General features: G+C 33.1%; 19 protein-coding genes. 4 read left to right on the top strand and 15 right to left on the bottom strand.

What is annotated here, in order from left to right:
• Window positions 1–53 precede the first annotated feature (53 nt).
• The 5 genes from DWW96_RS03000 to DWW96_RS14380 all read right to left on the bottom strand — a co-directional run bounded on the left by DWW96_RS03000 (window position 54) and on the right by DWW96_RS14380 (window position 1,858).
• A complete protein-coding gene (locus DWW96_RS03000; protein ID WP_117908941.1) occupies window positions 54–497 on the bottom strand; it encodes a GNAT family N-acetyltransferase in 444 nt (147 codons plus the stop codon).
• Window positions 498–630: 133 nt separating this feature from the next.
• Window positions 631–939 (bottom strand): hypothetical protein, encoded by a 309-nt coding sequence (locus tag DWW96_RS02995; protein ID WP_117908939.1) that lies wholly within the window; start codon window positions 937–939, stop codon window positions 631–633.
• 19 nt (window positions 940–958) lie between these two features.
• Window positions 959–1,363, bottom strand: coding sequence for an NUDIX domain-containing protein (locus DWW96_RS02990; RefSeq protein ID WP_117908937.1), 405 nt, complete (start codon window positions 1,361–1,363; stop codon window positions 959–961).
• 81 nt (window positions 1,364–1,444) lie between these two features.
• On the bottom strand, window positions 1,445–1,690 hold the full coding sequence (locus DWW96_RS14385) for a hypothetical protein (RefSeq protein WP_243003000.1): 246 nt from the start codon (window positions 1,688–1,690) through the stop codon (window positions 1,445–1,447).
• Window positions 1,691–1,726: 36 nt separating this feature from the next.
• Complete coding sequence (locus tag DWW96_RS14380; RefSeq protein ID WP_243002999.1) at window positions 1,727–1,858, bottom strand: AAA family ATPase; 132 nt, start codon at window positions 1,856–1,858, stop codon at window positions 1,727–1,729.
• Window positions 1,859–2,482: 624 nt separating this feature from the next.
• Between DWW96_RS14380 and DWW96_RS02980 the strand changes: the two genes are divergently transcribed.
• Window positions 2,483–2,653 (top strand): hypothetical protein, encoded by a 171-nt coding sequence (locus tag DWW96_RS02980; protein ID WP_199522661.1) that lies wholly within the window; start codon window positions 2,483–2,485, stop codon window positions 2,651–2,653.
• A 163-nt stretch (window positions 2,654–2,816) separates the two neighbouring features.
• Here the strand turns inward: DWW96_RS02980 and DWW96_RS02975 are convergent, their stop codons facing one another.
• Entirely contained in the window at window positions 2,817–3,449 is a 633-nt protein-coding gene (locus tag DWW96_RS02975; protein ID WP_117908933.1) for a helix-turn-helix transcriptional regulator, read from the bottom strand.
• Between the two features lie 363 nt (window positions 3,450–3,812).
• On the opposite strand from DWW96_RS02975, the gene DWW96_RS02970 reads away from it, so the two are divergent.
• Window positions 3,813–4,052 (top strand): DUF6061 family protein, encoded by a 240-nt coding sequence (locus DWW96_RS02970; protein ID WP_117909045.1) that lies wholly within the window; start codon window positions 3,813–3,815, stop codon window positions 4,050–4,052.
• Window positions 4,053–4,143: 91 nt separating this feature from the next.
• On the opposite strand, the gene DWW96_RS02965 is transcribed toward DWW96_RS02970, so the two are convergent.
• The 3 genes from DWW96_RS02965 to DWW96_RS02955 form a co-directional block, all read right to left on the bottom strand.
• The gene (locus DWW96_RS02965; RefSeq protein ID WP_117908931.1) at window positions 4,144–5,589 is read right to left on the bottom strand and encodes a hypothetical protein; all 1,446 of its coding nucleotides are present in this window, start codon (window positions 5,587–5,589) and stop codon (window positions 4,144–4,146) included.
• A gap of 64 nt (window positions 5,590–5,653) precedes the next feature.
• Window positions 5,654–6,526 (bottom strand): RloB family protein, encoded by an 873-nt coding sequence (locus tag DWW96_RS02960; protein WP_158562636.1) that lies wholly within the window; start codon window positions 6,524–6,526, stop codon window positions 5,654–5,656.
• On the bottom strand, window positions 6,516–7,889 hold the full coding sequence (locus DWW96_RS02955) for an AAA family ATPase (protein ID WP_117908927.1): 1,374 nt from the start codon (window positions 7,887–7,889) through the stop codon (window positions 6,516–6,518). Before DWW96_RS02955 ends, DWW96_RS02960 begins: the two co-directional genes overlap by 11 nt.
• Before the next feature lie 374 nt (window positions 7,890–8,263).
• Between DWW96_RS02955 and DWW96_RS02950 the strand changes: the two genes are divergently transcribed.
• Together DWW96_RS02950 and DWW96_RS02945 are read left to right on the top strand one after the other, a co-directional pair.
• Window positions 8,264–8,521, top strand: a complete 258-nt coding sequence (locus DWW96_RS02950; protein ID WP_117908925.1) for a hypothetical protein — start codon at window positions 8,264–8,266, stop codon at window positions 8,519–8,521.
• Window positions 8,522–8,541: 20 nt separating this feature from the next.
• On the top strand, window positions 8,542–8,769 hold the full coding sequence (locus tag DWW96_RS02945; RefSeq protein ID WP_117908923.1) for a DUF2188 domain-containing protein: 228 nt from the start codon (window positions 8,542–8,544) through the stop codon (window positions 8,767–8,769).
• A gap of 81 nt (window positions 8,770–8,850) precedes the next feature.
• Here the strand turns inward: DWW96_RS02945 and DWW96_RS13940 are convergent, their stop codons facing one another.
• Genes DWW96_RS13940 through DWW96_RS02925 form a run of 6 tightly spaced genes read right to left on the bottom strand, consistent with a single transcriptional unit; the run spans window position 8,851 to window position 11,811 of the window.
• Window positions 8,851–9,018 carry a hypothetical protein gene (locus DWW96_RS13940; RefSeq protein WP_158562635.1) on the bottom strand — a complete coding sequence of 56 codons (168 nt, stop codon included), beginning with the start codon at window positions 9,016–9,018 and terminating at the stop codon, window positions 8,851–8,853.
• Window positions 9,008–9,373, bottom strand: coding sequence for a nuclear transport factor 2 family protein (locus tag DWW96_RS02940; RefSeq protein ID WP_117908921.1), 366 nt, complete (start codon window positions 9,371–9,373; stop codon window positions 9,008–9,010). Before DWW96_RS02940 ends, DWW96_RS13940 begins: the two co-directional genes overlap by 11 nt.
• A 7-nt stretch (window positions 9,374–9,380) precedes the next feature.
• On the bottom strand, window positions 9,381–9,905 hold the full coding sequence (locus DWW96_RS02935) for a cysteine hydrolase family protein (protein ID WP_117908919.1): 525 nt from the start codon (window positions 9,903–9,905) through the stop codon (window positions 9,381–9,383).
• Between the two features lie 13 nt (window positions 9,906–9,918).
• The gene (locus tag DWW96_RS02930) at window positions 9,919–10,980 is read right to left on the bottom strand and encodes a Shedu anti-phage system protein SduA domain-containing protein (RefSeq protein ID WP_117908917.1); all 1,062 of its coding nucleotides are present in this window, start codon (window positions 10,978–10,980) and stop codon (window positions 9,919–9,921) included.
• Window positions 10,981–11,038: 58 nt separating this feature from the next.
• The gene (locus tag DWW96_RS13935; RefSeq protein ID WP_158562634.1) at window positions 11,039–11,188 is read right to left on the bottom strand and encodes a hypothetical protein; all 150 of its coding nucleotides are present in this window, start codon (window positions 11,186–11,188) and stop codon (window positions 11,039–11,041) included.
• Window positions 11,176–11,811: an MBL fold metallo-hydrolase gene (locus DWW96_RS02925; protein ID WP_117908915.1), complete on the bottom strand. Its 636-nt coding sequence runs from the start codon at window positions 11,809–11,811 to the stop codon at window positions 11,176–11,178. The genes DWW96_RS13935 and DWW96_RS02925 overlap by 13 nt, the downstream gene beginning before the upstream one ends.
• Window positions 11,812–11,917: the final 106 nt, after the last annotated feature.

The following is an 11,917-nucleotide window of genomic DNA, read 5'->3' as shown; positions in this document are numbered from 1 at the left end:
TATTACTATGACAATGAAAATATTTTTTAATACTGTTCTCACATTCGTTATCTTTATAATTTCATTTCGCTTTCCATTGCAACAAATCCAAACTTTTCATAAAGCGGTTTCCCTATATCTGTTGCCTCAAGAGAAATATCTGTGATTTCCTTCTCCTGTGCATCCTTTACAAGCAACTCAAGAGTTTTAATCGCTATACCCTTTCGTCGATATTCTGGCTTTGTGTACATATTCATGATATACGCTTTTCGCCCTGTATGATTGTGATATGTCGGCATAACGTTATAATAACTGACTCCTCCTGCCCCTACAAATTTTCCTTCACATTCCTTTTTGATGTCTTTCTTAATATTCTCCTTGCTATGAAGATTATAGAAAAATTCAACCACTTCCTTCGGATAATACTTCGGACATATTGTTTTTATTGTATTCTGAACTATATTATAAATTGTATCTATATTTTCTATTGTCGCCTTTTCGTACCTCAGTTTTGTCACATCTACACCTCAAAATCGTCTTTTATTTCCTGTCTTGCATAGTAAATACTTCTTCTACAATGTCTTTGTTAGTTCTTCAATAGAAGATGACCACATCATATGTGCTAAATTTGCAACTTTCTTACTATCGTTTTTATTTGCTGTTCATATCATTTGCTTCCCTCACTGGTTTTCCGAAATATTGTGCTTCTTTTTCATAACGTTCCCATACTAATGGTAATTTTTTCTTAACAAATTTAGCATAAGAGCAATCTGGTATCTTTATCATTTCCTTTTCCTTAATATAGTTATAAATCATATTATACCAATTATTTAGTTCTTGCTCCGATTTATCTTCATATTTTCCTATAACTAATTTTCCCTGTTCAGCACTCTCTAAAAACCATTTATATGCATTATCAACTTTTATATATTTTTTAACTTTTATCGGTTCCGTTGCCAACCTTGCACATGAAATAATTTCATAATAAAACTTTCTCCTTAATCACACACATAATATGCTTAATATTTCCATTTCCCGCATATCTTGACTCGTCTGAAAAATCTTTATCCAATTCAGACCAAAATAATTCATTTTCGTTACCGCGAACTTCGATATCTTTATTGAGTTTTCCAACGAACACCTCAATACAACAGTCTTCTGTGTAATATGTAAAATCCATCAAATGCAAAAGACTGATATCTTCTTTGGTAATTGCTGTTTCTTCTTCCAATTCTCTGTAGGCTGCATCAATTCCACTCTCACCCAGTTCAACTTTTCCACCTACCAAATTTGCCAATCCCTTATATGGCGGTTTCTTTCTTTTACACATAAGCCATTGGTCTGCAGTCTTATTAAAGACTGCAATTAAATTATATTTTTTCATTTGCACCTCACATCATAATAAATCATTTGTACCACATCCTCAAAGCTTAGTTCTTTCGTTAATATCTTTTCTTGAATAGTGTCATGATAATCCTTGGCCTTCCACCATTTTTCGCATATGTTCTTCGCCAAAATCAAAACGATTTGGTTTTGTACTATGCCTTATCAAAGTTTCTTCAAAGGGAATTTCATAATAATACGCATATATCTCTTCACCGAATTGTTCAATAGCGGTTTCAAATAATGGTTCATAAATATCAGAATATAATATTCCTTCTAGAATTGTTATCTCTGAATTTTCTTGTCCATATTTTAACAAAATAGCCATAAGTGCTGTTGCTGGATTTCCTTCATAATCCTGAACTCATAACATTTCACGACGAATTATATCTTGAGAGATTACCATAGTATTTCGACCAAACTTTCTCTGTAATGCTCTTGCTACCGTTGTCTTTCCACTACCGGAATTTCCTCTAAGAATAATTAATTTTGACATATTTAAAGTCTCCCCAAAAACCCAATTATCATTTCTCCCAATTCTTCACAATCACAAACTTTATCTATCAGTTTCAAGAGAAATTTTTCTGACCTATCTTTATATTTTCTTTTAATTGTTTTTATATCCATTATTTCAATTCTACCACATCAACTACTGTATTCACACCCTATTTTCCCCAATCTTTCATCTTTCATCTTCCATAGAACTTTATTGCTCTAACAAATTGCCCTTGTTTGTTCTAAAAATTACAACTAAGACTCCTTGTAGAATATGCCAAAGGTAATTGCGAGATACTCGTTTTGTCCGTACAAAACAATGATTCTCGTTAGGGAAAACCCTAAAACCCTGATATTTTCCGGAATGTTATGACTTTTCGACATACTATTTGCCATTTTGTTATGACTTTTCGACACACTTCATAACAGGTTCCATAACACTAATTTTTCTGATGTTATGAACTTCCAACACACTTTTCCTCATTTTGTTATGACTTTCCGACGCATTTCATAACGGGTTCCATAACATCAAATAGAAATGCTGCTGGAACTACCAAAAGGTCTGGGCAGTATTCTTGATGGAAACCGGGTAAAACGATATCTAAAATATACTCTCTATCCACTTATGGAAATGTTCGGAAAAGATAAAATGCCAATGGTAGACGAACACCTTACCAACTACTATCAGCTCACAGATGAAGGACGTCATGACGTGGATCAGTTTATCAACGCCCAGTTGCAGATAAAGAAATACACCAACCGGGCAAAACAGGTAAAGACGATTAAGAAATGGTAAAAATAAACCTTGAGGTTCGTCATATCACGACTGAATCTCAAGGTTTATTTTAGCTGATTATATTCTAATTTCATCTTGCTATAGATATAACATACATTAATCCGGAAAACTTGAAGTTGTCTTTATTATCTAAAATATCACTATAATCTGAAACAAACTTTTTTCACCAAATACCTTTTCCATCACCAAGTAAGATATTTTTTATATTTTCGTTTATTTCACTTTCAGACAAACTTTGTTGGATTAGTGGTTGAATCACTTCACGACTTTCTCTTGTATGAGGAAGTTCAGATGCAAGTCTATTAGCTTTATCCTCGCATCCTGCTTTCAAATATAAGAAACATAGGGTTGCACGCATAGTGGCTTTCTGTTTCTCATTAATTGATATAGGCAATCCTCTTTCCATTAATTCGATAGCTTCATCTGTATTACCCTTTAATGCTAATGTACTTGCTAGTCCAAGAATCATCCCTGGTTTATTGGGATAAATCAGTAATGCATCCCGATAAGTTTTTTCTGCAGAATCATAATCTCCTTTTCGCTGATAATCAACAGCTTTTTTATGAATGTTGTACCGTGTTGTTTCTGCACGAATCGTATCCATCCCCACCAACAAATCAATACTTGTTTCAAATATATTTGCTAGTGCCGGCAAAAGTGTAATATCTGGATAAGACTCGCCACGTTCCCATTTCGAAACGCTTTGCGGGGTAATCCCCAAATACTCTGCAACATCCTCTTGCGTAAGATTTTTTAATATACGGTATTTCTTTAAGTTTTCTGGTAAATATAACATAGCAACCTCCTGATGATTCATTATAGTAAAATCATATCATGTGCATCTGCAAATTCAATAACGCAGTAGTTGTCCTAAACTCAACCGTATCCATATATGTGGCAAACTATGGGAGACGGTAAAAGATTAAAAGAAATATTTGTAGTGAGCTTGCGCTCTATTCATTGATAACGTTGATTATTCAATAATTGTAGCAACCTAACTGTTAATGTCACGATTTGTATTGTTCTGAATATTTCTAGTGATGTTTTATTTTATAAAATGGTACATTTTGTGATTATTATATCTATTTCAAAAGTTTTTCAAGTCCAAAATAAGCCCATGGGCTTTTTACCTCCAATTCAAATGAAAGGACTGATAACAATGAAATTGATACACTCTGAATATAACCCGATGCATAACAGCATCGACATTAACCACTACAACGGCTACAGCCTCCGGATTGATTGCAATCAAGCAGAATCCGGGATACGGACCACTCCTAATTCTCAGCAGTGCCTAAATGCTCTGGCGATTGATAATCCGCTGGAATACGCAAGGCTTGCTCTGAATGGCGAGATGCAGGACTGGGTGGATGCGGAGGATAGTTTGGAAGTGTTTTAAAACATCCTTTCATTAGTCCGGCAAATATACATCCTTTGCCGGACTAATGTTATCAGCAGCCAGACATTAGAAATGTATTTACATTTTTTTGCTAAAAAATATATCTTATAAATTCAATCACCCAATATAGTTGCCCGTACAAAACACCTAATATAACAGCAATAATTAAGCAGAGTAATAATAGTCCTATCAATCTGCAAATCAGTCTTTCACAGAATCCAATTACTTTTATTTTAATATGCTTCCACAAATTATTTCTATCATAGCCGCCCAAATATACAGTCAACAAATTATTTATATAACGCCACATCTTCTGAACAATCTTATTTTTAAACCATGTTATTTCATATGGCAATATCCTTATTTCACCCAACCTTAAATAATTAAATTGGTCAAAATTATATATTCTAAAAAATTTAATAACTGTGCCCGACCAAACGCACGCTCTACTATCTTTAGAAACTATATTATCGATATGCAATTCCACCTCATCCCAATAAGTTTTATCACCATACTCACGATCTGTATCAAAAGCTATCTCATCTATTTTTACTTCCCGACCACTATCAATATCTATAGTTTTAAATGCAATATGGTTTTTTTCTGTATTTCCAGAGAAAAATTTTATTACTCCCTCTATATTATCAATTCTTTCTGCCAATAAATTTTCTATATACACTTTCTGCTTGTGTGACATACCATCTTTATTAATATTCACAGCAATACTTTTACATTCGGAACCATATTTTCGAGAACTAAACCACTCATTATCATTCCCCCAATTCTTCCAAAAATGAATGTCGCTATACTTCAAAAGTCCCCATATAACTGCAACCATTACATCCGAGAAGACAACGCATAACATTGGAATAAGAGAACCCTTTGACACATATATTGAAATATAAAACACTGCAATACAAACAATGCTGAATATAACTCGCTTAATCGAATGCCACATCTTCTTTTGACTTGTATTAGATGTCATATTTCTATTGATTGTATTGATCAAGTCATTTTTTGAAAACCAATTCTCATTCGTGCTAATTTTCATGAGTTTTGCAAAAATTTTATTTGCTATGTCATCTATTTGATTTACCGAAATACTGCACTCAGGATTATAACATTCTAAAAATTCCAACACATAATTCTTGGTAAGTTTTTCTATCCCCCGTTCTCCTCCTTCGATAATTTCAATATAAACATGATTGTTTTTATCATTATTATTTTTTCGAATAAATTCTCTCGCAGGTTTCGTTAAAATGTCTCCTACTAAGACCAATTCATAATCCATAGCCTTTATGTCTTTTTTTATTTCATCTATCCATTTTTCAATATCTGGTTTTTCAAATTTATTAACACTAGATTTCACTTGAATAGCTTTTATCAGCACCTCATCTTTTTTCAATAAAATATCAACCTTATCATTATTAGTTAACGGCTCAACCTTTATTTGATTCCATGAGTCATACTGAAAACACTTGAACACTGCCACAAGTGCTTGATATACATATCCACGTGCCCCATCTCTTCCTGCCATATTTCCAACGCACCTTTATTCTTATGCAATTTATGGCAAGGCATCTTGCCTCACCATAATTCATTTATAATTTGTAATTCTTCATTGTTTCAACTAATTTCCATACATTACAACCAATATTATCCACTAATTCATCCTCGGTTGACGCAAATTCTTTTGCCCTAGAGATTGCAATATCAATATACGGCATATAATTTTTCCGAAAATTAATCCCACTTTTTCCATGATGCGCCTTCTCCGAAACTTCCTTACTTACAAAAGTATGTTTATCTGAAACTTTTCTATTTTCTTTTAGTTCTAACATTCTGTCGCGATACTCTTTCTTCACATCACTCAAATGTAGCAATAACCAGAACTCAAAACATGGATTCGCAATATAACAAGCATATCCCTTATCTCTGCAATATTTAATGCATTCTGTCATATCTACTTCCGAATGCGTTTGCATATCCCTATCAATCAAAATCCCGAATTCATCAAGTTCATTATGATATTTATCCAAATACTTTCGATAATTAATATCATATCCTATCTTTAGAAGATCTGTCACAAATTCATTCTTTTGTTTTCGAGAAATTTCTCCCTCGCCCTTGAGATAATTTTGAATAAATTCTATTCCATACTTTTCAACAAAGTTCTTTGGTATATCATTAACTAAAGATTCTCTTCCATACTCTCTTAATCGCAAATATTCCTCTAATAGCTCAACCACATGCTCCGGGGCACTATTTGTATCTTTTCGCCTTCTATTCAACACCTCTATATCAACTATTGCATTAATACCTAATGCTTTTCTATTGGCAGATATAGCTTCAAAATATTCTTTTTCTGTTGCGTTTCCCTCCACAGATAGAAAAAAGATTTTTTGAGGTTCCACTTTGTCAGTCTCTTCCTCTCTTTCAAATGCATTGGAGCTTAACCTATATTTATTCTTCATACGCGTCCTCCAATACGAAATCATCATCAAATATCGGAATCGCTCCATATCTTCCCAACAAATATTCTTTATCTATCTTCTTGTCAAATCTTTCTTTAAACTTATTTAGCGAAAAAACTTTTGAACTATGGTCTACCTGACGTTCTACAAACCATATCTCATCTTGTCTTAAAAGCTCTAAATCCAACAGGTTTGAATCATGCGTAGTTGCAACCAATTGACATTCTCTATCTTTAACAATTTCAAAAAAAAGTTCAAGAAATTTTCTAGTTAAATTTGTATGAAGACTTCTATCTATCTCGTCAATCAAAATCAAACTTCCTCTTCCATTTTCATAAAATATAGGAATCAGATCAAAAAGTCGTTTTGTTCCATCAGATTCATCTGTATAATCAAACATATCATCTAAATTTCCATGATTCAACAATAGTTTGTTGTATACAATATTTCCATTTTCATCTTTATGAAGTATAAAAATCTGCTCACCTACTTTAAACATAATCGGATGTTCATTAGCCGCATTTGAAATATCCACCTTGATTTTTTCAGCTTCAGTTCTGGGTATATTATCCAATATCTTATCAAAATCCATTTGCTGACTTTCGCCCTCTACGGAATCAATACCAGTATCAAAATAATTCATCAACGCAGAAAAGAACCTCTTTTTATCATCGTCAGCCGCAACTTCATTTAATCCGTTATATTTTGACTCAGGAAATAAAATTATAACACTCGCAAACCATTCATATACTTTTCTGATTTCTGCAAACACACCTTTTTTATCCGTAGTTCTCAACGCAATATCACTTAATATAGTTTTTTTCTTGTATGCGTCTGATATATTCTCAGAAAATCCTTCTAAGTAAAAATCCATTTTATATTTTTCTTCCATGTTTTGATAGTCTATTTCACTCTCCGCATGGCTTATGTTTTGATCTACTTCCCTGTTAAAAATGTATGTTTCATCTCCATTAGAACTCATTTTTATCAACCATTCACTCAATATAATCTTATCAATATATGAAATCACCAATCCATAAGAATATTCTACATCACCAAGCATAATTCTATATTCAAATACTCCTGGTGCCTTATACATATTACTTTCTATTCTAAAATAACTTTTATTTAGATTAACCTTATCTAAACCATTAATTATAATTTCCCTTGAAAAATGAATTGCATTTACAAGATTACTTTTTCCTCCCGCATTTGCTCCAAAAATTAATCCACTTTTTAATATTCTCTTATTATTTTTTACTGTAATATGCTCTTTATGTCTAGTAATTTTACTTGCCGCAAACGAAATCTTCTGAGGCTCTTTAAATGATTTGTAATTACTTACCGAAAAACCTATTAGCATACCCTTACCTTCTTTCTTTCATATGTATATAATATATGTATTATATTGTGATTTATTCACATTTGTCAAGTTTTTTCATTTCATCCTCTCGATATTTTTCCACTTCTTCCTTTTTCACTTGTGATTTTTTCACATTTTAGCTTGACATATTTATCTATACATGATACTATTTAATTAGGAGTTTTAGCACTCGTCATTCTTGACTGCTAATATAGAGACAAAAAAAGATGGTCTCATAGACCACCCTTTCAAAATGAAGTCGCTTTCGCGAATTCAAAGTCGCATTTGAATCATAGCATATTCCAAGGCAGAATTCAATCATTTTGAAAGTTTTTTAACTCTATTCCTAATAATTTGGAAAGGAGGAATATCCTATGCAATTCGATGGTGCAAAAATTAAAGAACAGGGCGTAACTTTTGGAATTGTCGTTGTAAAGTCTTATGTTCTTAGAAGTCCATCCAAGGAGCAAATACGTGCTAGTTTTATTCCATTCTTCGGAAACATTCCGATTATATTAATGGCTCAAGACTCTCGCGGAATACCAACTTATGATGGTAGACCTGACATTGTACGTTTTCTTGCCAAAATTAATCCAGCAAGAATTCCTTGGAAACATTATACTGCTGCTTAGGCAGAGAAAGGACTTAGAATATGGCCAATCAACACGTAGTACCTAACAACGGACAATGGCAAGTCAAACGCCAAGGCGCCGAAAAAGCTACCAAAAACTTTGAAACCCAAAAACAAGCAATTGATTATGCTCGCTCTATTGCAATCAAGCAACAAAGCGAATTAGTAATTCACGGACGTGATGGACGAATCCGCGACAAAGATAGTTACGGAAACGATCCGTGTCCACCAAAAGACAAAAAGTTATAAAATGTGCAGCGGCTGATTTTTCAGCCGCTGCACATTTATATAAAATACATTATAGCACTACCAAGCACATCCTATATTTATCTAAAATACGGCATAAGATACACTGCCCACAAACCCCAAATTATATGTATATAAAAAATCCCCAAAAACATGAAAACCATGGTTCAAAATTATATATTTTTTAATATCACCTTTAAGCCCTGTCCACTCCCTTTTCCTCTCAAAATCATTTAAATAATCAATAACCATACAGACAATAATGCTCTGCCTTCGACTGAAACTCCTTCAAATCACAAATCTTCATATCTGCATCAAACTCAGCAATGGTAACTCCGTCAAAACCATCCACATTGCCCTCGTAATCACACTTAAAATACCATTCCGCAACAGCTGTATTACCAGAAACAATCACACGCTTTATATTCCACTGCAAAACAGTACCTTTTCGATTCCAATCCTCAAACCATCTTATTATCTGTCCGATACCTTTATACACTGGACCATAACACTCGCTATAAATAATATCGTCGCTAAAAATCTCCTTTACAGCATTAATATCTTTATCCAGCCAGCATTGAAAATATTTTCTTATAACATCTTCCATTCTGAACTCACCCCTTCATCCTCTCAATCGTTTCCTCCACAGAAATACATTCCGCATATCTGCCCTTCCACATAAAATGGTTATAATACTTATAACTTTGCTCTCCCGTCATAAAAGCATTATCAAATGTGGAATTCGCATTCTCAGGAACAATCATTTTAAAACCATATTCAAATCCACACTTAATCGTTGCATCAATACAGTAATCTGTCTGCAATCCAACAACAGCTACCGTCTGGACATTCTTCTCCCTCAAGTATTCCAACAAACCAATCCCCTTAAAAGAACTATTTACTGTCTTATCGAAAATCTTTTCACCCGGCTGCGGGCCAAAACCTTCATATATCTCAAAACCAGGTATTCCCTTTGTCAATTCCGCACCGACACCATCATCGTGTCTTACATAAATAACTTCAACATTATTCTCTCTGGCTGCTGCAATTAACGTTTTTACAGCATTTTCAAACGCACTAAAATTATACAAATCCGGATTGGTTATCAATTTCTGTGTATCCACCACTAACAGTACCATTCTTCCACTCCTCTTAATCCCTTCTAAGTCTTCTAATCCATGAATCCCATGAAAACAACTCTACATCCCTATCATCTCTTTCAAACTGGTATCTTAAATCACTTTCCTCTATATCATTTTCAGGAGTTCTACCAGCTACAATAACAAATCTTATATTGACATTTTTATTTGGATCGACTTGTAATTTTCTCTTCGGTGCTAAAAAAGCATTATATATATTTTCTCCTGATTCTGCTCTTTTTCTGACTCTATGAAGTTCTTTTCTAAATGATTCATAATTATTATATATATACTTACGATGATTCCTAATCTGACTATTTGCTTCCTCTATCTTTGCATTTAAATTATCATAATGTCCACGTTTTTTTAAATTAAAATCAGCTCCTTTTATTTCAATAAACGTAACATCCATAGTTGACCTACTAGAAAATATTGCAAAATCAACTCGCCTTTCACCAAGTGGAAATTCTGAAAATACAATATACTCATCATATGGGGAACTATATATTTCAGCAATTAAGGACAGATCTTTTTTTATTAATGCATCCAACTCCCACTCTGACGCTCCTGCATCTATTAATTCTTTCAACCGCTTTTTACTTATTGCATTTTCTTGTATTTCAATTTCTCTTTTGACATATTCTGGTGTTTTTAGGTATTGATTATTAATAAACGGATTAATTTCATATCTTTTCTTCTCTATCTGTCTTTTTATTGACAATATGTCTACAGACTTTTTTGCAAACTCATTTTCATCACACTCTGTCAAAATCTCAATCTGCTTTTTAGACAAATGCCTTTCCACATTACCATACTTATCAATAATAGCCATACTATTATCAAAATCATCATGCAAAATGTGAATCTGGCAATCAAGCAAATACCCATTATTATACAGAGATTGTATAACCGTATCGCATACTGTATCTAAATATGGCGCATTAGACATAATATCTATATCGGTCAAAACACATATCATTTCTTTTTGAGTATTGACAAAAAATCTAACTCTACATAATCCTTCCTCTCGCATTCTAAATGATTTGAACTTAAAAATAAAATCACTAATTTTCATTCATACTTGTACCTTTCGTCTTTCTCAACATACTAAAATATGCATGAACGCACCGTTATTACTTAAATGCTTTCTGTACATTCAAAGTAGTCTGTCTTCTTTTCTCTAATGTTTTATCAAAAATTGCATCTGAAACTTGCGGAAACGATTCTTGTATTACATTTACACCTTCTTCTGTAATCCCACCATCTTTACTTACTTCACCCATTTCCGATTTCGTTTTGGTTTCCCATGACCAAAATAAATTGTTTTCTCTCCCATTTCGCCAATGCATTTCGCACTTTCTAGCATTTTCTCTTCATCTGTATATAGCATTGATATAGTTGGATAAAACATATTCATCAAAGCATCTCCAACAAACAACTTATCTTCTATAGCCAAACCAATAGAACCTTTTGTATGCCCTGGCAATTCTACAACCTTTACATCTACACCGTATTCATTCAAACTGTCTCCATTCTGCAAATACACCATTGGTTCAAATGTATCCAAAGTATCCTTCTCAAAACTGCTTAAAGATACTAATAACACCATTTTCCCTAAAAAAGTTTTTGCCGACATTTTTTGCTTTCTATTATCTGGTATCATATTAATATCTTTTTTACTCATAGCTACTGGAATCTTCAAAGCATTCGCAAGATAAGCCGCATTCTGGCAATGATCCATGTGTCCATGTGTGAGAACTATTAAGCTCACATGATGCTCTTTGCACTTATCTAAAATCTTTTTCCGATATCTTTTTCTTCCTGTATCAATTAATATGGCTTTATCATTATCAACCACGATATAACAGTTTACATTGCCAGCACTAATCCTATGTATATCAACCATAATTTAATATTCAACCTCATTTCTATTCCATTCATGTCCTTATTATATCATCTGCAAAACTTGACTACAACCAACAAAAACACCCCAAGCAGTATCACTACCACTT

This window comes from Eubacterium sp. AF17-7, assembly GCF_003461285.1.
In the GTDB taxonomy this organism is placed as follows: Bacteria; Bacillota; Clostridia; order Lachnospirales; family Lachnospiraceae; genus Eubacterium_U; species Eubacterium_U album.
The sequence above is the reverse complement of the archived record's forward strand: the minus strand, read 5'-3'. Positions and strand labels throughout refer to the sequence as shown.

Coding starts and splice junctions, on each gene's coding strand:
- DWW96_RS02990 (WP_117908937.1), bottom strand. CDS start 1,363: ATGAAAAAATATAATTTAATTGCAGTCTTTAATAAGACTGCAGACCAA.
- DWW96_RS14385 (WP_243003000.1), bottom strand. CDS start 1,690: ATGGCTATTTTGTTAAAATATGGACAAGAAAATTCAGAGATAACAATT.
- DWW96_RS14380 (WP_243002999.1), bottom strand. CDS start 1,858: ATGTCAAAATTAATTATTCTTAGAGGAAATTCCGGTAGTGGAAAGACA.
- DWW96_RS02980 (WP_199522661.1), top strand. CDS start 2,483: ATGGAAATGTTCGGAAAAGATAAAATGCCAATGGTAGACGAACACCTT.
- DWW96_RS02975 (WP_117908933.1), bottom strand. CDS start 3,449: ATGTTATATTTACCAGAAAACTTAAAGAAATACCGTATATTAAAAAAT.
- DWW96_RS02970 (WP_117909045.1), top strand. CDS start 3,813: ATGAAATTGATACACTCTGAATATAACCCGATGCATAACAGCATCGAC.
- DWW96_RS02965 (WP_117908931.1), bottom strand. CDS start 5,589: ATGGCAGGAAGAGATGGGGCACGTGGATATGTATATCAAGCACTTGTG.
- DWW96_RS02960 (WP_158562636.1), bottom strand. CDS start 6,526: ATGAAGAATAAATATAGGTTAAGCTCCAATGCATTTGAAAGAGAGGAA.
- DWW96_RS02955 (WP_117908927.1), bottom strand. CDS start 7,889: ATGCTAATAGGTTTTTCGGTAAGTAATTACAAATCATTTAAAGAGCCT.
- DWW96_RS02950 (WP_117908925.1), top strand. CDS start 8,264: ATGCAATTCGATGGTGCAAAAATTAAAGAACAGGGCGTAACTTTTGGA.
- DWW96_RS02945 (WP_117908923.1), top strand. CDS start 8,542: ATGGCCAATCAACACGTAGTACCTAACAACGGACAATGGCAAGTCAAA.
- DWW96_RS13940 (WP_158562635.1), bottom strand. CDS start 9,018: ATGGTTATTGATTATTTAAATGATTTTGAGAGGAAAAGGGAGTGGACA.
- DWW96_RS02940 (WP_117908921.1), bottom strand. CDS start 9,373: ATGGAAGATGTTATAAGAAAATATTTTCAATGCTGGCTGGATAAAGAT.
- DWW96_RS02935 (WP_117908919.1), bottom strand. CDS start 9,905: ATGGTACTGTTAGTGGTGGATACACAGAAATTGATAACCAATCCGGAT.
- DWW96_RS02930 (WP_117908917.1), bottom strand. CDS start 10,980: ATGAAAATTAGTGATTTTATTTTTAAGTTCAAATCATTTAGAATGCGA.
- DWW96_RS13935 (WP_158562634.1), bottom strand. CDS start 11,188: ATGGGTGAAGTAAGTAAAGATGGTGGGATTACAGAAGAAGGTGTAAAT.
- DWW96_RS02925 (WP_117908915.1), bottom strand. CDS start 11,811: ATGGTTGATATACATAGGATTAGTGCTGGCAATGTAAACTGTTATATC.